Source organism: Pseudophaeobacter profundi (genome assembly GCF_029697505.1).
Taxonomy (GTDB): domain Bacteria; phylum Pseudomonadota; class Alphaproteobacteria; order Rhodobacterales; family Rhodobacteraceae; genus Pseudophaeobacter; species Pseudophaeobacter profundi.
The window spans coordinates 121,593-140,433 of sequence record NZ_JARJEF010000004.1 but is presented as its reverse complement, the minus strand read 5'-3'; the positions used below and the strand labels follow the sequence as shown (position 1 = coordinate 140,433).

Below are 18,841 nucleotides of genomic sequence, written 5' to 3'. Positions count from 1 at the left end.
AGACCTGTTTCAAAAGGGCGACGTGAAAGAATGTCGATGCCCGCCCGAGGGGCGATCCCGGGCGGGCAGGGAATAAGAGGGACGGGCCATCAGGATAGAACCCGAGGGAGAGGCCCGTCCAGGCAGGATCAGTGATCCTGTGCCGCGCCTGCGCCACGTGGGATTCGCACGCTTTCGACCAGGTCTTTGATCTCTTGCGGGGTTTCCCTGGTGAGGCTGGCCACCAGATAGGCGGTGGCGAAGTTGACCGCAGCACCAATGGCCCCAAAGGAGGTGGATTTGATCGTGCCCAGCAGCGGGTCAGCATCGGTAAAGGAATTGGTGTCCGGAATGAATAGCCAGCCCTTGTGCAGGAAGATGTAGATCAGGGTGACACCCAGACCGGCCAGCATACCCGCTACGGCCCCGGTGTTGTTGATCTTGGTCGAAAAGATCCCCATCATCAGCGCCGGGAAGATCGAGGCCGCCGCCAGACCAAAGGCCAGCGCAACAGTCTGCGCCGCAAAGCCGGGAGGGTTGAGGCCAAGATAGGTGGCAACCGCAATGGCAACAGCCATGGCAATACGCGCCGACAACAGTTCTCCTTTTTCGGAAATCCCCGGATTGATCGATCCCTTGATCAGATCGTGCGACACAGCGGAAGAGATCGCCAGCAGCAGACCAGCCGCCGTGGATAGCGCCGCCGCAAGACCACCCGCTGCCACAAGGCCAATGACCCAAGAGGGCAGGTTGGCGATTTCAGGGTTGGCCAGCACCAGGATATCGCGGTTGAAGTTGGTCAGCTCGTTGCCGACCCAGCCCATTTCCGCCGCTTTGGCCTGCATATCCGCATTCTGATCGTTGTAATACTGGATATGGCCGTCGCCGTTCTTGTCTTCCCAGGCCAGCAGCCCGGTTTTTTCCCAGGTCGCCATCCAGTCATAGCGGGCATCGTTTTCGATCTGCTCGACTGAGACCGCCTGCGCATCTGTGCCATTGGGCCACATCATATCAGTGATATTAAGGCGCGCCATCGCACCAACCGCAGGCGCGGTGAGGTAGAGCAACGCGATGAACACCAACGCCCAGCCAGCCGACCAACGGGCATCCGCGACGCGCGGAACGGTGAAAAAGCGCATGATCACATGGGGCAGGCCGGCGGTGCCGATCATCAGCGACAGGGTAAACAGAACCATGTTGAAGGTATCGGCATGGTGAGCGGTATATTCACTAAAGCCAAGCTCACGCACAATGGCGTCCAGCTTTTGCAACAGGGGCTCACCGCTTGCGACGTGATCGCCAAACAGACCCAATGCCGGGATTGGATTGCCGGTCAGCTGCAGCGAGATGAAGATGGCCGGGATGGTATAGGCCATGATCAGCACGCAGTATTGCGCAACCTGGGTATAGGTTACACCCTTCATGCCGCCGAATACCGCGTAGGCGAATACAACACAGGCGCCGATCAGCAGGCCAGTGGTATTGGAAACCTCCAGAAAGCGGCCAAAGGCGACGCCAACGCCGGTCATCTGGCCGATCACATAGGTGGTCGAGGCGACGATCAGGCAGATCACCGCCACGATACGCGCGGTTGGGCTGTAGAACCGATCACCGATGAACTCGGACACGGTGAACTTGCCAAACTTGCGCAGATAGGGCGCCAGCAGCAGGGCCAGCAGAACATAGCCACCGGTCCAGCCCATCAGGAAGGAGGAGTTGTCATAGCCGGTAAAGGCGATGAGACCCGCCATCGAGATGAACGACGCCGCCGACATCCAGTCTGCCGCCGTGGCCATACCGTTGGTGACAGGGTGCACGCCGCGCCCCGCCGCGTAGAATTCTGAGGTGGAGCCCGCACGGGCCCAGATTGCGATGCCGATATAAAGCGCGAAAGACGTGCCTACAAACAGCAGGTTGATGGTAAACTGATCCATGGCTTATTCCTCCTCGACGCCGAATTCACGGTCCAGCTTGTTCATGCGGAAGGCGTAGAAAAAGATCAGGGCCAAAAAGACCAGGATGGATCCCTGCTGGGCAAACCAAAAGCCCAGATCACTGCCGCCAACCGCAATACCTGACAGCATCGGACGCAGCAGGATGCCAAATCCAAATGAAACGACAGCCCAGATCACCAGGCTGACAAGAATGATCCGCACATTGGCCTGCCAATAGCCCTTATCGGCCTCGGCTGTCTGTGCAGCTTTTGTTTTATGGTCCGCCATGGCGGCTTCTCCTTCTTCCTCCAGGACCTGCAAGAGGGATCAAGCAGGCATACGCATTGGTTTGCCTGCCGCCCGGATCTTCGCAAGAAAAAGGGGCATCAGGCATGGCTCCGCCCAGCTGCTGACGCGAGTCAGCAGAATAGGTCGGGGGTTTTCGGTAGGTATGTTCAGACCCCGGCGACGTCGGCCGGGGCCTTGGGCACGAAGGCCTTAGGCAGTGGCAGCCTGGACAATTCTGGCGAGACCGCCGGAAATGTTGCTGATATCGCCCATGGCGTCGATCTTTTGCAGCGCGCCTTTGTCACCATAGTAGGTGATCAAGGGCGCGGTCTGTTGATGGTAGGCTGCCAGTCGGCTGGCAACGGTTTCGGCGGTGTCATCGGCGCGGCGGGTCATCTCGGTGCTGCCGCATTTGTCGCAGACGCCCACCTTTGCGGGCTGTTTGAAACTGTCGTGATAGCCTTCGCCACAGCCGCCACAGGTGTAACGCCCGGAAATCCGGGTCACCATGGCAGTGTCATCCACCTCCAGGCTGATGGCTGCATTGATCTTCTGGCCAGTCTCGCCCAGCAAAACATCCAGCGCTTCGGCCTGAACCGTGGTGCGCGGAAAGCCATCCAGAATGACGCCCTTGGCGCAGTCGGGTTCGCCAAGGCGGTCTCGCAGGATGTTGATCACGATTTCATCCGAGACCAGACCGCCCGCTGCCATCACCGCTTTGGCAGCCTTGCCGGCCTCGGTGCCTGCGGCCACAGCGGCGCGCAACAGATCGCCGGTCGACAGCTGCACCAGGCCGAAGCTCTCTTGGAGAATACGGGCCTGGGTGCCCTTCCCGGCGCCAGGGGGGCCGAGAAGAATCAAGACAGCAGGGCGGGTCATTACGTCGGTTGTCATGCTGTGATACTCCTTATTTCGCCCGGTTGGCGATCAGATCATCGACCACCGAAGGGTCGGCCAGGGTCGAGGTGTCGCCAAGCGCGCCAAAGTCGTTTTCGGCAATCTTACGCAGGATCCGGCGCATGATCTTGCCCGAGCGGGTTTTTGGCAGGCCAGGGGCCCATTGGATCACATCAGGGCTGGCGATGGGGCCGATTTCGGTCCGCACCCAGGTGCGTAGCTCTTTCACCAACTCATCCGATGGCTCGCGGTCGTTCATCAGAGTGACATAGCAATAGATGCCCTGGCCCTTGATATCATGCGGATAGCCCACCACGGCGGCCTCGGCGACGGCGGCATGGGCCACCAGCGCGCTTTCGACTTCGGCGGTGCCCATCCGGTGCCCCGAGACATTGATCACATCATCAACGCGACCGGTGATCCAATAGTCGCCATCCTCGTCGCGGCGACAGCCATCCCCGGTAAAGTAATAGCCTTTGTAATCCGCAAAATAGGTCTTCTGAAAGCGCTCGTGATCGCCCCAGACGCTTCGCATCTGGCCAGGCCAGCTGTCCTTGATACACAGCACCCCTTCAACCCCGTTGCCGGTGATCTCTTCACCAGACTGCGGGTCCAGCACCACGGGTTCAATGCCAAAGAAGGGCTTCATCGCAGAGCCGGGTTTGGTGGCATGGGCGCCGGGCAGCGGGGTCATCAGATGGCCGCCGGTTTCGGTCTGCCACCAGGTGTCAACGATGGGGCAGCGACCGCCGCCGACAACGTCATTGTACCAGTTCCAGGCCTCTGGGTTGATGGGTTCCCCCACGGTGCCCAGCAGGCGGAGCGAGGAGAGATCGCATTTTTCGACCCATTCATTGCCCTGACCCATCAGCGCGCGCAGCGCAGTGGGGGCGGTGTAGAACTGGTTGACCTTGTGCTTTTCGCAGACCTGCCAGAAGCGGCTGGCGTCTGGGTAGGTTGGCACGCCTTCGAACATCAGGGTGGTGGCGCCATTGGCAAGGGGGCCATAGACGATATAGCTGTGGCCAGTGACCCAGCCCACGTCAGCGGTACACCAGTAGATGTCTCCGTCGTGGTAATCAAAGGTGATCTCATGGGTCATCGCCGCATAGGTGAGGTAGCCACCGGAGGTGTGAACCACGCCTTTGGGCTGGCCGGTGGAGCCAGAGGTATAAAGCACAAAGAGCGGGTCTTCGGCGTTCATCTCTGCGGGTTTGCAGTAGTCGTTCGCCTCCAGGGCCATCTCGTTGTAATCGAAATCGCGCCCGTCGATCCAGGTGGTCTGGCCGCCAGTCCGTTTCACAACCAGGCATTTCACGGAATCCTTACAGTGCAGCAGCGCCGCATCTGCGTTGGATTTCAGCGGTGTCTTGCGACCGCCGCGTGGGGCCTCATCCGCGGTGATCAGCACCTTGGCGTCTGATCCGTTGATCCGCGCCGACAGTGCATCAGGGCTAAAGCCGGCAAAGACAATCGAATGGATCGCGCCGATCCGCGCACAGGCCAGCATGGCATAGGCGGCCTCGGGGATCATCGGCAGGTAGATCACCACCCGGTCGCCTTTGCGCACGCCCATGGTTTCAAGGATATTGGCCATGCGGCAGGTGCGGCGGTGCAGTTCCTTGTAGGTAATATGCTGGGCTGCTTCATTCGGATCATCGGGTTCAAAAATGATCGCGGTCTGGTCGCCACGGGTCTCCAGATGGCGGTCGATGCAGTTGGCCGATACGTTCAGCGTGCCATCGCCGTACCAGTTGATCGAGACCTCGCCAAAATTGAAATTGACATCCTTCACCGTGGTGAAGGGTTTGATCCAGTCGATGCGTTTGCCTTGCTCGGCCCAGAAGGCTTCGGGATCCTTGAGCGAGGCGGCATACATTTCCTCGTATTTTGCGCTGTCGACATGGGCGCGGGCGACGGTGTCCGCGGATGGTGCGTGGGGCTGAGCCTGGGGCTGCGGTGTCATGCTGTGTTCCTCCCTGATAGTCTGTCGGCGTATCGCCTGTCGGAATGACCCCACAACCAGTGGGCGTGACTGTCAAACCGTTTCCTTCCCTGGCGCTGATAATAGGGCGCGCAGAAAATAAGTGAATAAGATCCGGTAAAATAACGGTTTGCTTGTAAATGAATTTCCGCAGAAGGGCGAGCGTTGAAAATTTGTCACCAAAACGTCAGAAAAATCCTTTGTGAATATGGGAATTATTAGTCAACGTGACGCGGCCGCAGGATCTGAAGATTTGTGAAATTTATCGACCAAACCGCCTGCATTCAGATTCTTTTCGCCGCAAGAGGCTGCGGCATTTTGTTCCCCTGATCGCTGTTTGCGCTAAAATTTCGGCCCGGTCGGGTGCGCAACTTTGTTGCGCCCAGGCGGAAGGCCGTGAACGGATTGTAGGTAACCCAGCCTGCATGGCTGGTGCAACCCGACAGGAAAGCGGGGAATTCTCTATTTTGGGCGGCGCTGCGGGCTTGGCAGTATTGTCAGATAGAGTTAGCGTACCGGCAAGCGCCTGCACCCTGGCCGCTGCCAATATGGCGGCTGGGTGGCGACAGGCGCAACATGGGAGATGAATATATGAAGACGATTTTGACGGCCGCTGTGACGGTTGCGGCCAGCTTTGCATTGGTTGGGGAAGCCGCTGCGACAGAATGGAATGTTTCGGTCTGGGGCAAGCGCCGCGCCTTTACTGAGCACGTTGAAAAACTGGCAGAGCTTGTCAGCGCCAAAACGGATGGCGAGTTCACGCTCAACATCAGCTACGGTGGCCTGTCCAAAAACAAAGAGAACCTCGACGGGATCTCGATCGGTGCCTTTGAAATGGCGCAGTTCTGTGCCGGCTATCACCGTGACAAGAACCCCTCGATCACCGTGCTGGAACTGCCCTTCCTGGGGGTGAATACCCTAGAAGAGGAAGTGGCCGTCAGCCATGCGGTCTATAACCATCCTGCGGCGCAGAAAGATCTGGCGCGCTGGAATGCAAAGCTGCTGATGACCAGCCCAATGCCGCAGTACAACATCGTTGGCACGGGCGAACCCCGCGATACCGTGGCTGATTTCAAGGATATGCGGGTGCGTGCCACCGGCGGTATCGGCCAGGCCTTTTCCGCAGTTGGTGCTGTGCCCACCTCGGTTACCGCGACCGAGGCCTATAACGCAATGGAATCCGGTGTTGTCGATACCGTGGCCTTTGCCCAGCACGCCCATCTGTCCTTTGGCACGATCAACCGCGCCGAATGGTGGACAGCCAACCTGAATCCCGGCACCGTGAACTGCCCGGTTGTGGTCAACACCGATGCCTATGACGCGCTGAGCGATGCTGAGCGTGAAGCGCTCGACAGCTCTGTTGATGAGGCCATCGCACATTACCTGGAAAACTATGGTGCCTTGCTGGCAAAGTGGGACCAGGTCCTGGAAGAAAAGGGCGTCACCAAGGTAATGATGTCCGAGGAAGAGCTGGCAAACTTCCGAACCACCGCCGCAGATCCGATCCGCGAACAATGGATCAAGGACATGGAAGCCCAGGGAATTCCCGGTCAGGAACTTTATGACCTGGTGATCAAGACCCTCACCGACACCCGCGCAGGCAACTAAGCTAGGGCGCTGGACGATACGGGGCTGAGAGACATCACTCTCGGCCCCGTTTTTGGTTTTAGAAAACTCTCTCTATAGAAAGGAGAGCCCATGGCGGGAAACGCCGCGGTGCTGGAAGATGGTAGCCTGATCAGCCGTCTTGACCGCAAATTGCTACATGTCGAGAAGGCCCTGGCGCTGCTGAGCGGCCTGGCTGTCTTTTCACTTATGCTGCTGGCCGTTGTCTCGGTTGGCGGGCGCAACGCGCTGAATGCGCCCTTGCCGGGCTATGTGGACTGGATCGAACAGGCCATGCCGTTGATCGCCTTTATGGGCATTGCCTTCGTGCAACGCGATGGCGGCCATATCCGCATGGATATCGTCATTGGTGCGCTGCGTGGTCGGGCGCTTTGGTTGTTTGAGCTGGTCTCTATCCTGTTGATCCTTGCGCTGATGCTGGCCCTGGTCTGGGGAAGCTGGTCACATTTCACCCGGTCGTTTGATTTTGCTGCGCCACTCTGGAGCCGCGACAGTTCAATTGATATCGGCCTGCCCATCTGGCCCGCGAAACTGCTGGCGCCAGTGGCCTTTTCAGTGCTTTGCCTGCGCCTTGTGCTGCAGGCCTGGGGCTATGGCCGGGCGATGGTGCTGGGGCTGGAAAATCCCCCTGCGGTGCCAATGATTTTGGATGCAGCGAAACAGGCCGCAGCAGAGGCCGAACAGCTGGTTGGCCATGAAGATGATGACGCAATGAGCGGGCGGGGGTAACGGGCATGGAACCAATTGAAATTGGCCTTTGGGTCACCGGCTTTTTGCTTGTGCTGGTTGTTGTTGGCATGCGGGTTGCCTTTGCCGCTGGTCTGGCGGGCCTGGTTGGGCTTGTCTGGATCTTCTGGGCTAAATTCGGCTACAGCCCGGATAAATTTGGCAAGGCGCTGACCGTGTCGGTCAAGATTGCCGGGCAGGTGCCGCATTCCAAGGTTTCCAGCCAGGCGCTGAGCCTGATTCCAACCTTCATCCTGATTGGCTATCTGGCCTATTACGCCGGCCTCACGCGGGCGCTGTTTGAAGCGGCCAAACGCTGGATTGCCTGGCTGCCGGGCGGGCTTGCGGTATCGACCGTTTTTGCCACTGCCGGATTTGCAGCGGTGTCGGGGGCGTCGGTTGCGACCTCGGCGGTCTTTGCACGGATCGCCATTCCGGAAATGCTGGCAATTGGCTATAACAAACGTTTTGCAGCGGGGGTTGTGGCAGCAGCCGGAACCCTGGCTTCGCTGATCCCGCCTTCGGCGATTCTGGTGATCTATGCCATTATCGTGGAACAGGACGTGGGCAAACTGCTGCTGGCTGGCTTTATTCCCGGCGCCTTTAGCGCGGTGGTTTATGTGCTGCTGATTGTTGGCATTGCGATGGTCTTCAAGAACGTCGGCCCGCCCGTCACCGGTTTCACCTGGCGTCAGCGTTTTGAAGCGCTGCCCGGGGCGCTGCCGATCGTCTTTGTCGTCGTGATCATCATCTGCTTTGTCTACAACCCCTTTGGCGGCGATGCTTGGGGAACCCCAACCGAGGGCGGCGCGTTGGGGGCCTTTGTGGTCTTTTGCATGGCGCTGTGGCGCGGCATGCGCTGGGGAGAGTTCAAATCGGCGCTGCTGGAGACGGCCAAGCTTACCGTGATGATCTTTACCATCATTTGGGGCGTGCTGATCTATGTCCGCTTTCTGGGCTTTGCCGATCTGCCGGGGGCCTTCTCTGACTGGATTACCAGTCTTGAGATGTCGCCTATGGTGATCCTGATTTGCATCCTGTTGGCCTATGCCGTGCTGGGGATGTTCATGGATGCCATTGGCATGCTGTTACTGACCCTGCCGGTGGTCTACCCGGCGGTGATGGCGTTGAATGGCGGCGAGAGCGTCGCGGCGGCGGATAGCGCCTTTGGCATGTCAGGGCCGATGTGTGCGATCTGGTTTGGCATTCTGGTGGTGAAAATGGCCGAGTTCTGCCTGATTACGCCGCCGATTGGTCTCAACTGTTTTGTTGTGGCCGGGGTGCGCGATGATCTGAGCGTGCAGGACGTATTCCGCGGCGTGATGCCCTTTTTCATCGCCGATGGGGTGACGATTGCGCTTCTGGTGGCCTTCCCCGCGATCGTTCTCTACCTGCCAAGCCTGGCACAGTAGCAAGACCTCCCCCTTAGGGGGTAAGAAGGGCGGCATGGGTTTGCCCCATGCCGCCCTTTTCCATGCCTGCTGGACTGTTTGATGCACTCGACTGTGCGTGCGCTTGGCCCTTTGCGCACATGGCCGGGAAACGCAGGGCAATGGATCAGGTCGCCCGCTTGCTCCCCATGTGAAAAGGGTCGTGGGGGAGGCCCTCGCTCGTTTTCAAGCTAAATTGCTATGGATGGATATGAAACATCACCTCTTGCTCCCCTGTGTGCAAAATGGGGTGAAAAATCCGGTGACAAATTGAATCCATGGTGGATCTCATCCAACCAAAAAAGCCACCAAGCTTTTGAGCTTGGTGGCTTTTTATGGCTCCGGCGGTAGGGATCGAACCTACGACCAATTGATTAACAGTCAACTGCTCTACCGCTGAGCTACGCCGGAACGGTCCGTGCGATATAGCGAGGGGGATTGGGGAGGTCTAGGGGGGGAAGTCGATTTTTTGAAAAAAGTTTCGTCAGCCAAGCCGGTGGAACAGCGCGCCCTCTGTCAGCTTGTCCTGGGGGCGGACTTTTGCCCGGCTGGTCAGGTCGACAAGATGGGCAAGGACATTGCGTTCTGCTGCGGCCAGCAGCGCTGTCGGGGTGTCGCTGTACATTGCGCGTGCCAGCTCGGCCGGGGTGGCTGGGGCGCGTTGCAGATGGGCGAGGATTTCCGCCTCGCGGTTCTGCCGGTGGCTGATCAGCCAGTCCAGTCGCGCCTGTGGATCGGTGATTTCGCCGCCGTGGCCGGGGTAGAACACCCGCCAATCCCGATCACGCAGCCGGGCGCAGGAGGCCATGAAATCGGTCAGATCGCCATCGGGTGGCGAGACCAGAGAGCTGGCCCAGCCCATGACATGATCGGCGGTAAAACAGGCGTCATTCAGGGCCAGGGCGATATGGTTGCCCAGATGGCCGGGGGTGTGAATCACCTCAAGCTGCCAGCCAGGTGCGCTCAGGCATTGCCCATCCGCCAGGGTGATGTCGGGGGTGAAGCCCATATCGATGCCTTCGCCGCCGCTGCGCATCCCGGCGGCGACGAGGTTTTGCATGATGGGGCTGCGCCCGGCGCTGGCACCACCAAAGCCATAGGTGGGGGCTCCACAGCGGGCCGAAAGGGCGGCGGCAAGTGGCGAATGATCCAGGTGGCTATGGGTGACGATGATATGGCTGATCTCTTGCCCCGGCAGCAGCGCTGCCAGGATGGCCTCTAGGTGGGCGGGCATTTCGGGGCCAGGGTCGATCACCGCGATCTGGCTGGTGCCGACAAGATAGGTATTGGTGCCGCGATAGGTCATCGCAGAGGGGTTGGGCGCAAGCAGGCGCCGTACGCCTGGTTCTAGCTGCTCTGGCTGACCGGGGATCGGGTCAAAATCATCAGGAGCCTGCATGTGTTTCTGCCTTGATTGGGGCCGCTTGGGGCCGCGGTGAACCTATGCGCGCCCGGGCCAGGACATCGCCCGGTCCTGTCGACGCGGACCGGGTCCCTCTGCCAGAGTGGGCGCTGTGATTTAGCGGCCTTCACACGGGGGGCGCGCGCCGCTAGTATTAGCCTATGTTCTTCCAATGGCTCAAACAATATGTTCCGCGCAGCCTGTATGCCCGTGCGGCGCTGATCCTCGTCGTCCCGGTGGTTGCGTTGCAGCTGCTGGTCACGATTGTCTTCATCAAACGCGATCTTGAGGATCTCACCACGCAGATGACCGCCACCATTCAGCGTGAAATTGCCCTGTTGCGGCAACAGGCCAAGGGGGCGCGCTCTCCCGAGGAATATCTGAGCCGCCTGGCGCCCTATCTGGCGCCCTTGACCATGCAGGCAAGGTTCGTGTCGCCAGATGCGCCGCCTCCGCAGACCACGCTGAGCCTGAACGAGTTTTCGGGCCGTGTGGTGCGAGAGAAATTGCAGCGCGAGCTGGAGGGTTTCGTGGCGGTGCAATTCCCGGAAGACCGTGCCTTTTTGCTGTATTTTGACACCGAGGTCGGCATTCTGGAGCTGGCCCTGGACCGGCGGCGCCTGACAGCAGCAGCCCCGCACCAGTTGATCGTGACCATGGTGTTCTTTGGGTTTCTGATGACGGTGATTTCCTTTGTCTACATGCGCAACCAGCTGCGCCCGATCAAGAAATTGGCCGATGCGGCGCAGGCTTTTGGCCGGGGGCGGCACCTTCCATATTCACCGCGCGGCGCGACCGAAGTGCGGGTTGCCGGCAGTGCCTTTGTCGATATGCGGGCGCGCATAGAGCGCCAGATCGAGCAGCGTACGCTTATGCTCTCGGGGGTGAGTCATGATCTGCGCACCCCCTTGACCCGGCTCAAGCTGGGCCTGGCGATGATCGATGAGGACGATGCAGAGCCGATGCTGCGCGATGTCGAAGAGATGCAGGCGCTGTTGGATGCCTTTCTTGATTTCTCGCGCGGCGCCTCTACCGGAGAGCCAGAGCCGGTGGATCCGCAGCAACTGGCACTTACGGTGGTCGAGGCCTGGCAACGACAGGGTAAGGACGTGATGCTGGGAGAGTTGAGCGGCACAGGCACGGTGCTGCTGCGACCGCAGGCGATGCGCCGCGCGCTGGAGAATCTAATCTCGAATGCAGTGCGCTATGGCACGCGGGCGCGGGTCTCGGTGGCCTTGACCGAAAAATCCCTGCGGCTGCGTGTCGAAGACGATGGGCCCGGCATTCCCGCGTTACAACGCGGCGATGCGGTGCGGCCGTTTTCGCGGCTGGACCCGGCACGCAACCAGGATTTGGGCTCGGGGGTTGGCCTGGGGTTGGCGATTGTCACCGACATCGCCCGTGCCCATGGCGGCACCCTGCGGCTGGGGCAGAGCGAGGCGCTTGGCGGTTTGTCGGCTGATATCGTGATTGGGCGCTAGCGGAGCCCTTGTCGCTGACTTTGCCGCTTCTGGACATGAGAGAAAATCCGCTGCCTTCATCGCGTCTTGGAAGAAATTTGTCGGTTGTTAATCAGTGTGTTGCAGTCTAGCCCTCAAGGAGTCGGCAGAGGGGAATTCCTTCGCTCTGGCACGATATGAGCCCGCAGTATCTTGAAGTTGAAAGTTCGATCTGAGAATGACTATAAATAAACGAGACATGATCGCGCGTTGGTTCACGATTGTCTGGGAAGACCGCAATCTGGCTGAACTGGATTCGTTTCTGGCCCCCTCTGTGCAGGAGGATGACATGCTGATCGGCGAGCTGGCGCCAAGGCGCGATATCCCCCTGCTGGTAGAGGTCTTCTACACGCTTCTTGGGGCGACCAAAGTCGACATGCACCAGTTTATGGAGGATGGCGATTGGGCCTGCGTTTCATACACCGTTCGCACGACCAATGCGGATCAGGTCACGCCGATTGCGGTGAATGGAATGATGATGGTGCGGTTTGAACAGGGGCTGATTGCCGAGATCATCTCAAGACTAGATTGCCTTAGCATGTTTGAACAACTCGGACAGATGCCGCCTGACACTCTGGCCGCCTGTTTTTCCGGGCAAAGCCTGACCTGGAAGTAAAAGGATCCCCGTCAGCTGCCAGGTTAGCCGGTAAATGTTGTCCGGAATGTGAAGCTGTAACCGCCGGGCGCCAGAGCTTTGGGAGCCCGCGGCATACGGGCTCTTTTTACTGCGGTCACTGCCGCTTGATCTACCTTAGCATTGCCAGAGCTTCGGATAACAGAAATGGCCATCAACCGCCCCTGGGTTGAAACCGTCAGGCGCAGCCGCACTGTACCCTCCCCGCCGCCGCGAGGCGGGCGTTTCTGCCTCTCGATCCGCGAGATGATTGCTGCACCCCAGCGGTTCTTGAGACTGGCCGTGCGCATTGAAGCACCGGTGGTGGTCTCATCCGCACCACCGTCGCCCTTGGTATGGTGACGGCTGCTGCCGTTAGCTTGCTCTTGCACACTCGCGGTTGAAGGTGTGGGGGGAGGCGAAGGCGCAGGCGCGGGGGCCGCTGCAGCGGGCGGTGGCGGTGGTGGCGAAACTTGCCGCGCAGGTGCTGTGTCCGCAGGGGCTGCAGCCGCAAGCACAGGCAGACTGATGGCTGCTGGCTGGGGTGGAGCAGCCGGAATGGCAGCGGGTACAGGCCGCTGCGGTGGTTCGGCAGGGGCCATGGCAGGCTGTGGTGTGTGGATCTCCGGCGGGCTGTTCCAGTCAGAGACCTGCTGCGCCAGCTCTGCAGAGGCGGCCGCCAGTGTCACTTGCCCGTTGCCGCTGCTGCCAGTGCCAGCGGCCCTTGTGCCGCCCTTGTCCATCGCCAGGAAAGGCGCCGCATGCAGTGCGGCGGCAGTGACCAAGCAGGCGGGGAACAAGGCGGGCCGGGTCATGGGCCTGTACCTGTCAGGCTGACGGCTTTTATGCCTGCGTCGCGCAGCCGGGAGATAAGCGCGGCGACCTCGCGGGCAGGCACCTCGGAATCGGCCCGCAATGTAAGGACCTCAAGTTCTGGGGCTTGCGCCACAACAGCGGCCAGGGCATCGCGGCCCTCAGCCCCGGAGAAATACAACTGGGCGTCAGCGGCCATGAACAGCACCGCTTCAGGCGTCAAAGTTTCACCGTGTTCCAGCTTCGGCGGGGTAATCGCAAAGGGCGCGCGCGGGGCAATCTGTGAGGAAAGAAGGAAGAAGATCAGCAGCAGAAAAACCACATTGATCATCGGTAGGATCGGCTCTCCCGTCTGGCGCTTCTTTGGTGTGGAAAAATCCATGCCGTTCACTCCATCACCACCAAGCCGTTGAAACCCGCTGCTGCCAGCAGGGCAGCTGCATCCATCAGCTGCTGCAAAGAGGCACTGGAGTCCGGTTGTAGAATAATCGCATCCGACATCTTTTGGGTCAGCGGGGCAATCCGCGCAGCGAGAGCATCTGCGGCGATAGGAGTTCCATTCAGCCGCAGCCCGTCCGATGCAATCTGTACCAGCCTGGGCGGGCCCTGATAGGCATCACCTGCGCCGCCCATGGCCAGCGGCACAATCCGGTCGCGTCCGAATTGGGAGGCAAGCATGAAGAACACCAAAAGCAGGAACACGACGTCGATCATCGGTGCAAGGCTGAGGCGTTTTTTCGCGCGCGGTGGTCCAAAGGCCAGTGTCATGCTGCTGTCATTCCGCAGCGTGCCGCAGCGCCGGGTGGGTGGCTGCCGCAGTGAATACGCGGGTGGTGGCATCCTCCATTACAGCTTGCTCCCGTTCCGTCAGCCCTTCGATCCAAGAGACCAGTGCCGAGGCGGGAATAGCCACCGCCATGCCTGCAGCCGTGGTCAGCAGCGCCTCCCAGATGCCGCCAGCCAGTACTGAGGGGTCAGCCCCGCTGCTGCTTTCCTGCAAGGCCTGAAAGGCACCGATCATGCCCAACACGGTGCCAAGCAGCCCAACCAGCGGCGCAATGGCGGCAATCAGCTCCAATGGGCGCAGGCCCCGGCGGAGGGTCGCCAGCTCTGCCTTGGCAATGCGAATGGTTTCCTTTTCGGCTATCTCCGGGCTGAATTCAGGCGTGAGAAGCGCCCGCATCGCAGATAGCGTCACCCGGTCCAGTGGGGTAGAGCCTGCGCAGGCTGGCGCTGCCCCTTCGACACTCCATTGCTCAAGCCATGCTTCCGTTTGCCGCTTGTGCCAGACGCCCGCCTGGGCCAGCCCGATCACCCGCCAGAAAAACAGTGTCAGGGTCAGCACCGACAGCGCTGCTATCACCCATAGGGCGGGGCCGCCGCGGACCATGAAATCGATGAGAGGGGCAAGGGACATCGTAGCCTCCGTCAGTGGCCTGGGTTTTCCGGATCGGCTTGCTCTGCGCTGCGGTCAAAGCGTTCGGCATAAGCGTCCGTCAAAGGAGTGGGGCCATGCAGTACCCGCCATTGCCGGATGCCATTGCGCCAACCCGCACGGGCTTCGCGGGCGCCAGGCTCTTGCGCCGCCTCGGCCGGGGTTTCTGCCTGCAACAGGTCCCAAACGGCCTGCTTGCCTTGGCTGTAGGATTCCGCGCCCCAGGCGCCCAGCAGATCCTGAAAGGCGTCAAAAGCAGAGCGGTTGAGCGCTTTGTCCTCGCCCAGACGGGTGATCACCGGATTTTCAGGATGCACCCCGCAGCAGGGCACCCAGCCTTCGGGGATTGGCGTGTTGGCAGAATGTGTGCGCTGAGCCTTTAGCAGCTTGGGCAGCACATGGGTGTGCGGGCCTTCCGGGGACTTGCCGCCAGTGTCGGGGCCGCCGATCATCTGATAGACCTCGACCCGGCCCAGGCGGGTCAGCAGCACACGGTGGGGGTGATGTTTCAGGATCGCGCCCATCGCGGGGTTGCCGTGGTCAAACAGGGAGCGGCCGGCGTTTTCATTCAGGACCTCCAACAGCTCCGGGTTATCAGTGCGGATGCAGAAATCCGCCTGATACTGACCAAGCCCCATGTCGAACAACTGGGCGCCACGGTCTGCGTCGAGCAGAGCATCATCGTCGGGGCCAAGCGCAGTCAGTACATTGCGCTGGTTCATTGCGGCGGCGTCATGGGGCAGGCACAGCGACACCGCTTGCGTCCAGCGATGCGGCTTGGGGCTGAGGGTCTCATAGGCGACCGGGCGCACGCCCTCCAGGGTGTCGATGCGCAGACCACCGCGGCTGGTAACCTGCATCAGACCGGCATGTGCTTGCGGTGCTGGGTCGCCGTAAACGTGGTGGAACTCTGCAATGGCGCCAAACGACCCCATGTTCCAGCCGCAGTCTTCCTGCATCAGCGCGTCTTTCAGCACCTGTTGAAGCTCAGGCATGTGCTGCCCTCCTGTTGGTTGTTTTCCATTCCAAGGCACCGGTGTGGACAGCCTGGTAAACGGCTTTGCCTATGGCTTCGCCGGTGGTGGTGTGAAGCCCGGCATAGGGGGTTGTTCCGACGGGGGTGGCCACCGCGACACAATCCGTGCCGGTGCCAGTCGCGGTTCCGCTTGGCAGGACGATACCCGCCTCCATCACTGCGGCGGTGCGGGCCTGGACGGCAATGCTCATCGCTTCGATCAGCCCGGCGTGGGTCAGCCCTTCGGAAAGGCGCAGGGCGACATTGATAGTCCCCCAGTTGCGGCTGGCGTAGTCCATCCGGCTGCCGACCCGTTCGGCATTGGACAGGCCAACAGTGGCCACCGCATGGGCACTGATTCCCTCCACTTCGGCTGTTGCCTCGCAGTAGCGGCGCACATCGCGCGAAGTGAGGAAGGCCACGGCATCTTCGCCGCCCCGCTGTCCCAGTTCATCTGCAAACCATTCGGTGACATCCAGATCATGCGGAAGGTCGCTGTTGCTGACTTCGCGCCACAAGATACGACGGGCAGCAACCAGGCCGGGACGATTCACCGCCCAGCTTAGCACCTGCATTTCTGCGCCGAGATCGAATTCGATCCAGGGGCGTTCCAGGGTGACGCGGCCCATCACAGCACCTCCAGCGGCTGGAACACCGGCCCGTGCGCGGTGTGCTCGTGCCAGACAGAGATGCCAAAGGCGCGGGCCATAAGGGCAGGCGTCAGCACGCTAGCAGGCGGGCCATCCGCGAGAATGCCACCTTCGGTCAGCAGGATCAGACGGGTGCAGTGGCGTGCTGCCAGCCCCAGATCATGCAGTGACACCAGTGCGGCGCGGCCTTCGGCGGCGAGGTTGGCAAAGACCTCCATGGTGGAGATCTGATGCGCCGGATCCAGACCGGCGGCAGGTTCATCGGCCATCAATAGCGGTGTATCCTGGGCCAGTGCGCGGGCAATCAGCGCACGGGCTTGTTCACCGCCCGACAGGCGCGAGGCGGCCCGCTGGCGGAACGGATCAAGCCCCATGCGTTCAATCGACTGATCGACCAGCATCTGATCACCAGGTGGCAGCCGAAGCCCCTGCGGCACATGCGGCAGGCGGCCAAGCGCCACCAGCCGCTCTACCGGGATCGGCCAGGCAATTTCGCGTGACTGCGGCATCCAGGATACCGCGCGGGCGCGCTCTGCCGCGCTCATCTCTGCCAGCGAACTGCTGCCTGCGGCAGGGATCAGCCCCAGGGCCGCCCGCATCAGGCTGCTTTTGCCTGCCCCATTCGGCCCCAGCAGGCCGACGAACTCACCCGCTCGGATTTCAAAGGACACATCGCGGAGCACCGGGCGGTTTCGCAATGTGACAGAGAGGTTCCGGACCGAAAGCACGCTCATGCCAGACCTTTCCGTGTCTTGTAGATCAGGTGCAGGAACAGCGGCGCTCCGACCAGGGCGGTGACCACCCCCAGTTTCAGGTCACGGGATGGCAGGATGATCCGCACGGCGATATCGGCCAGTTGCAGCATGATGGCGCCGCCAAGCGCAGAGGCCCACAACAGCCGCGACGGCTGCCCCCCCACCAACGGGCGCAGGATATGCGGCACCACAAGGCCGATAAAGCCGATGGCCCCGGCCACCGCAGTTGCACCGCCGACAATGCTGGCGGTTCCGACCACCAGCAGCAACCGCATCCGGTTCAGGTTCATTCCCATGGTCTGCGCTGCATCCTCGCCCAGGGTCAGCGCATCCAGGCCCCGCGCCAGCGTCAGCAGGATTGCGGCCCCCGCCAGCGCAAAAGGCAGCACCAGCCAGACATGCAGCATCGACCGGTCCGCCAGCGAGCCCATCATCCAGAACACGATCTCATTGGCGGCAAAGGGATTGGGCGACAGGTTCAAGACCAGCGAGGTGAGCGCCGCCGCCATTGCCGAAATCGCAATACCCGCCAGGATCAGCGTCAGTGAGCCGCCCTGCGGCCCGGCCAGCGCCATCACCATAAAGACACCGGCGAGAGCACCTGCCAGAGCCGCCAGCGGCAGACCCAGGGTGAGGCTGGCGGCCAGTCCGGTGTTGATCGCCAGCACCGCCCCCAGCGCCGCCGAGGAGGACACGCCAATCAAACCGGGTTCAGCCAGCGGGTTGCGCAGGTAGCCTTGCATAGCGGCCCCTGCCAGCCCCAGCCCACCGCCGATGATCATCGCCAGCAGCGCCCGCGGCAGGCGGATTTCACGCATCACCAAGGTGAGCGGGCCATAGCTTTCGTCGAACAGGGCCGCCAGGCTTTCACCGATACCCACATCCGCGGGCCCCAGGGTGAGCGAGATCAGAAACAGCGCCAGCATCGCTGCGGTCAGCGTCAGCATCAGACGGGTCATTCCCGGTCCTCCTTATCCACAAACAGGCGGCGCTCTTCGGCCAGTGTTTCCACTGCGCGCAGCACATGCGGGGTGCCGCAGACCCAGTCGGCATCGCGCATCTGCCCGGCGCCACTGCGGGCGGCCAGATGACGCACCACCGGATGCGCTAGATTTTCCTCGCTGCGCGCGGCGCGTGGATAGGGCGAGGTTCCGATCAGAAATTCGGGCTCTGACATGGCGAGCAGTTCCAGGGGCATGCGGCCGGAGCGCCCATAGCCCAGCTCATCCGCGATATTGCGCAGCCCCGCCGCGCGCAGGATCTGTCCTGCCAGCGACATGCTGCCAGAGGTGAACCCGTTGGCGGCATAAAGCGCCGCGCGCGGCCGCTCCGGCCCGACTTGCTCCTGCGTTGCCAGCCGCTGGTCGTAGTCTGCCAGCAATGCGCGGGCCGCCTCTTCGCGACCCAGCACCTCACCCATCTGCTCGATACGTGCGCGGACATCCTGCAGCGAGTTGGCGGGCTGAAACACCACCACCGGAATGCCAAGACGGCGCAGCATTTCCGTGGTGGCCACTGTCGAATAGGCACCGGCAATCACCAGATCGGGCTGCAGCAAATATATTTCTTCCGCCAGCCCATGGTTGACGGGGTAGGCCAGGGCGTGTTCCGCCATGGCCGAGGCGCGTGTGTCCCGCGCGATGTAGGAAACCGATGCCAACTGGCCGGGCGCTGCAAGCAGCATTGCCAGCTGGTCGGTGCAGAGGTTCATCGACACCACGCGGGACGGCCCGGCAAATGCACCGGTGGCGGCCCACAGAAGGGCCAGGGCTATGCCGGACAGTTTGCGCATGGA

19 protein-coding genes and 1 tRNA gene are annotated in these 18,841 nt (G+C 61.2%); 5 read left to right on the top strand and 15 right to left on the bottom strand.

The features are described 5' to 3' along the window. Positions 1-128: 128 nt before the first annotated feature. The 4 genes from P2081_RS08685 to acs form a co-directional block, all read right to left on the bottom strand. Positions 129-1,913, bottom strand: coding sequence for a sodium:solute symporter family protein (locus P2081_RS08685; RefSeq protein ID WP_278922481.1), 1,785 nt, complete (start codon positions 1,911-1,913; stop codon positions 129-131). A gap of 3 nt (positions 1,914-1,916) precedes the next feature. Further along, entirely contained in the window at positions 1,917-2,201 is a 285-nt protein-coding gene (locus tag P2081_RS08680) for a DUF4212 domain-containing protein (RefSeq protein ID WP_278922480.1), read from the bottom strand. Positions 2,202-2,411: 210 nt separating this feature from the next. After that, entirely contained in the window at positions 2,412-3,095 is a 684-nt protein-coding gene (locus P2081_RS08675) for an adenylate kinase (RefSeq protein ID WP_278922479.1), read from the bottom strand. A 13-nt stretch (positions 3,096-3,108) separates the two neighbouring features. Then, on the bottom strand, positions 3,109-5,064 hold the full coding sequence (gene acs / locus P2081_RS08670; protein WP_278922478.1) for an acetate--CoA ligase: 1,956 nt from the start codon (positions 5,062-5,064) through the stop codon (positions 3,109-3,111). A gap of 609 nt (positions 5,065-5,673) precedes the next feature. Here acs and P2081_RS08665 point away from each other — a divergent pair. From P2081_RS08665 to P2081_RS08655, 3 genes are all read left to right on the top strand, one after another. Next, positions 5,674-6,690: a C4-dicarboxylate TRAP transporter substrate-binding protein gene (locus tag P2081_RS08665; RefSeq protein WP_278922477.1), complete on the top strand. Its 1,017-nt coding sequence runs from the start codon at positions 5,674-5,676 to the stop codon at positions 6,688-6,690. A 90-nt stretch (positions 6,691-6,780) separates the two neighbouring features. Next, positions 6,781-7,437 (top strand): TRAP transporter small permease subunit, encoded by a 657-nt coding sequence (locus P2081_RS08660; RefSeq protein WP_278922476.1) that lies wholly within the window; start codon positions 6,781-6,783, stop codon positions 7,435-7,437. A gap of 5 nt (positions 7,438-7,442) precedes the next feature. Continuing rightward, positions 7,443-8,846, top strand: coding sequence for a TRAP transporter large permease (locus P2081_RS08655; protein ID WP_278922475.1), 1,404 nt, complete (start codon positions 7,443-7,445; stop codon positions 8,844-8,846). Positions 8,847-9,200: 354 nt separating this feature from the next. On the opposite strand, the gene P2081_RS08650 is transcribed toward P2081_RS08655, so the two are convergent. Further along, positions 9,201-9,275, bottom strand: a tRNA-Asn gene (locus P2081_RS08650). Positions 9,276-9,348: 73 nt separating this feature from the next. Further along, on the bottom strand, positions 9,349-10,263 hold the full coding sequence (locus tag P2081_RS08645; protein ID WP_278922474.1) for an MBL fold metallo-hydrolase: 915 nt from the start codon (positions 10,261-10,263) through the stop codon (positions 9,349-9,351). Positions 10,264-10,427: 164 nt separating this feature from the next. Between P2081_RS08645 and P2081_RS08640 the strand changes: the two genes are divergently transcribed. Both P2081_RS08640 and P2081_RS08635 read left to right on the top strand, forming a co-directional pair. Then, positions 10,428-11,747, top strand: coding sequence for an ATP-binding protein (locus tag P2081_RS08640; protein ID WP_278922473.1), 1,320 nt, complete (start codon positions 10,428-10,430; stop codon positions 11,745-11,747). Between the two features lie 196 nt (positions 11,748-11,943). Next, entirely contained in the window at positions 11,944-12,381 is a 438-nt protein-coding gene (locus P2081_RS08635) for a nuclear transport factor 2 family protein (protein WP_278922472.1), read from the top strand. Positions 12,382-12,404: 23 nt separating this feature from the next. Here P2081_RS08635 and P2081_RS08630 read toward each other — a convergent pair whose 3' ends face one another. From P2081_RS08630 to P2081_RS08590, 9 genes are read right to left on the bottom strand one after another with little or no spacing between them, the layout of a single operon-like run. Beyond that, entirely contained in the window at positions 12,405-13,193 is a 789-nt protein-coding gene (locus P2081_RS08630; RefSeq protein WP_278922471.1) for an energy transducer TonB family protein, read from the bottom strand. Further along, on the bottom strand, positions 13,190-13,573 hold the full coding sequence (locus tag P2081_RS08625) for a biopolymer transporter ExbD (protein WP_278922470.1): 384 nt from the start codon (positions 13,571-13,573) through the stop codon (positions 13,190-13,192). Before P2081_RS08625 ends, P2081_RS08630 begins: the two co-directional genes overlap by 4 nt. A gap of 5 nt (positions 13,574-13,578) precedes the next feature. Continuing rightward, positions 13,579-13,959: an ExbD/TolR family protein gene (locus P2081_RS08620; protein WP_278922469.1), complete on the bottom strand. Its 381-nt coding sequence runs from the start codon at positions 13,957-13,959 to the stop codon at positions 13,579-13,581. 7 nt (positions 13,960-13,966) lie between these two features. Then, a complete protein-coding gene (locus tag P2081_RS08615) occupies positions 13,967-14,608 on the bottom strand; it encodes a MotA/TolQ/ExbB proton channel family protein (RefSeq protein ID WP_278922468.1) in 642 nt (213 codons plus the stop codon). A gap of 11 nt (positions 14,609-14,619) precedes the next feature. Next, positions 14,620-15,621: a DUF6925 family protein gene (locus tag P2081_RS08610; protein WP_278922467.1), complete on the bottom strand. Its 1,002-nt coding sequence runs from the start codon at positions 15,619-15,621 to the stop codon at positions 14,620-14,622. After that, on the bottom strand, positions 15,614-16,270 hold the full coding sequence (locus P2081_RS08605) for an adenosylcobinamide amidohydrolase (protein ID WP_278922466.1): 657 nt from the start codon (positions 16,268-16,270) through the stop codon (positions 15,614-15,616). The genes P2081_RS08610 and P2081_RS08605 overlap by 8 nt, the downstream gene beginning before the upstream one ends. Beyond that, a complete protein-coding gene (locus P2081_RS08600) occupies positions 16,270-17,025 on the bottom strand; it encodes an ABC transporter ATP-binding protein (RefSeq protein ID WP_278922465.1) in 756 nt (251 codons plus the stop codon). Before P2081_RS08600 ends, P2081_RS08605 begins: the two co-directional genes overlap by 1 nt. Then, positions 17,022-18,005 (bottom strand): FecCD family ABC transporter permease, encoded by a 984-nt coding sequence (locus P2081_RS08595; RefSeq protein WP_278922464.1) that lies wholly within the window; start codon positions 18,003-18,005, stop codon positions 17,022-17,024. The genes P2081_RS08600 and P2081_RS08595 overlap by 4 nt, the downstream gene beginning before the upstream one ends. Then, entirely contained in the window at positions 18,002-18,838 is an 837-nt protein-coding gene (locus P2081_RS08590; RefSeq protein WP_278922463.1) for an ABC transporter substrate-binding protein, read from the bottom strand. Before P2081_RS08590 ends, P2081_RS08595 begins: the two co-directional genes overlap by 4 nt. Positions 18,839-18,841: the final 3 nt, after the last annotated feature.

What these genes read in the sequence shown, in the direction of transcription:
- P2081_RS08685 (WP_278922481.1), bottom strand. Translation starts at nt 1,913, where the DNA reads ATGGATCAGTTTACCATCAACCTGCTGTTTGTAGGCACGTCTTTCGCG.
- P2081_RS08680 (WP_278922480.1), bottom strand. Translation starts at nt 2,201, where the DNA reads ATGGCGGACCATAAAACAAAAGCTGCACAGACAGCCGAGGCCGATAAG.
- P2081_RS08675 (WP_278922479.1), bottom strand. Translation starts at nt 3,095, where the DNA reads ATGACAACCGACGTAATGACCCGCCCTGCTGTCTTGATTCTTCTCGGC.
- acs (WP_278922478.1), bottom strand. Translation starts at nt 5,064, where the DNA reads ATGACACCGCAGCCCCAGGCTCAGCCCCACGCACCATCCGCGGACACC.
- P2081_RS08665 (WP_278922477.1), top strand. Translation starts at nt 5,674, where the DNA reads ATGAAGACGATTTTGACGGCCGCTGTGACGGTTGCGGCCAGCTTTGCA.
- P2081_RS08660 (WP_278922476.1), top strand. Translation starts at nt 6,781, where the DNA reads ATGGCGGGAAACGCCGCGGTGCTGGAAGATGGTAGCCTGATCAGCCGT.
- P2081_RS08655 (WP_278922475.1), top strand. Translation starts at nt 7,443, where the DNA reads ATGGAACCAATTGAAATTGGCCTTTGGGTCACCGGCTTTTTGCTTGTG.
- P2081_RS08645 (WP_278922474.1), bottom strand. Translation starts at nt 10,263, where the DNA reads ATGCAGGCTCCTGATGATTTTGACCCGATCCCCGGTCAGCCAGAGCAG.
- P2081_RS08640 (WP_278922473.1), top strand. Translation starts at nt 10,428, where the DNA reads ATGTTCTTCCAATGGCTCAAACAATATGTTCCGCGCAGCCTGTATGCC.
- P2081_RS08635 (WP_278922472.1), top strand. Translation starts at nt 11,944, where the DNA reads ATGACTATAAATAAACGAGACATGATCGCGCGTTGGTTCACGATTGTC.
- P2081_RS08630 (WP_278922471.1), bottom strand. Translation starts at nt 13,193, where the DNA reads ATGACCCGGCCCGCCTTGTTCCCCGCCTGCTTGGTCACTGCCGCCGCA.
- P2081_RS08625 (WP_278922470.1), bottom strand. Translation starts at nt 13,573, where the DNA reads ATGGATTTTTCCACACCAAAGAAGCGCCAGACGGGAGAGCCGATCCTA.
- P2081_RS08620 (WP_278922469.1), bottom strand. Translation starts at nt 13,959, where the DNA reads ATGACACTGGCCTTTGGACCACCGCGCGCGAAAAAACGCCTCAGCCTT.
- P2081_RS08615 (WP_278922468.1), bottom strand. Translation starts at nt 14,608, where the DNA reads ATGTCCCTTGCCCCTCTCATCGATTTCATGGTCCGCGGCGGCCCCGCC.
- P2081_RS08610 (WP_278922467.1), bottom strand. Translation starts at nt 15,621, where the DNA reads ATGCCTGAGCTTCAACAGGTGCTGAAAGACGCGCTGATGCAGGAAGAC.
- P2081_RS08605 (WP_278922466.1), bottom strand. Translation starts at nt 16,270, where the DNA reads ATGGGCCGCGTCACCCTGGAACGCCCCTGGATCGAATTCGATCTCGGC.
- P2081_RS08600 (WP_278922465.1), bottom strand. Translation starts at nt 17,025, where the DNA reads ATGAGCGTGCTTTCGGTCCGGAACCTCTCTGTCACATTGCGAAACCGC.
- P2081_RS08595 (WP_278922464.1), bottom strand. Translation starts at nt 18,005, where the DNA reads ATGACCCGTCTGATGCTGACGCTGACCGCAGCGATGCTGGCGCTGTTT.
- P2081_RS08590 (WP_278922463.1), bottom strand. Translation starts at nt 18,838, where the DNA reads ATGCGCAAACTGTCCGGCATAGCCCTGGCCCTTCTGTGGGCCGCCACC.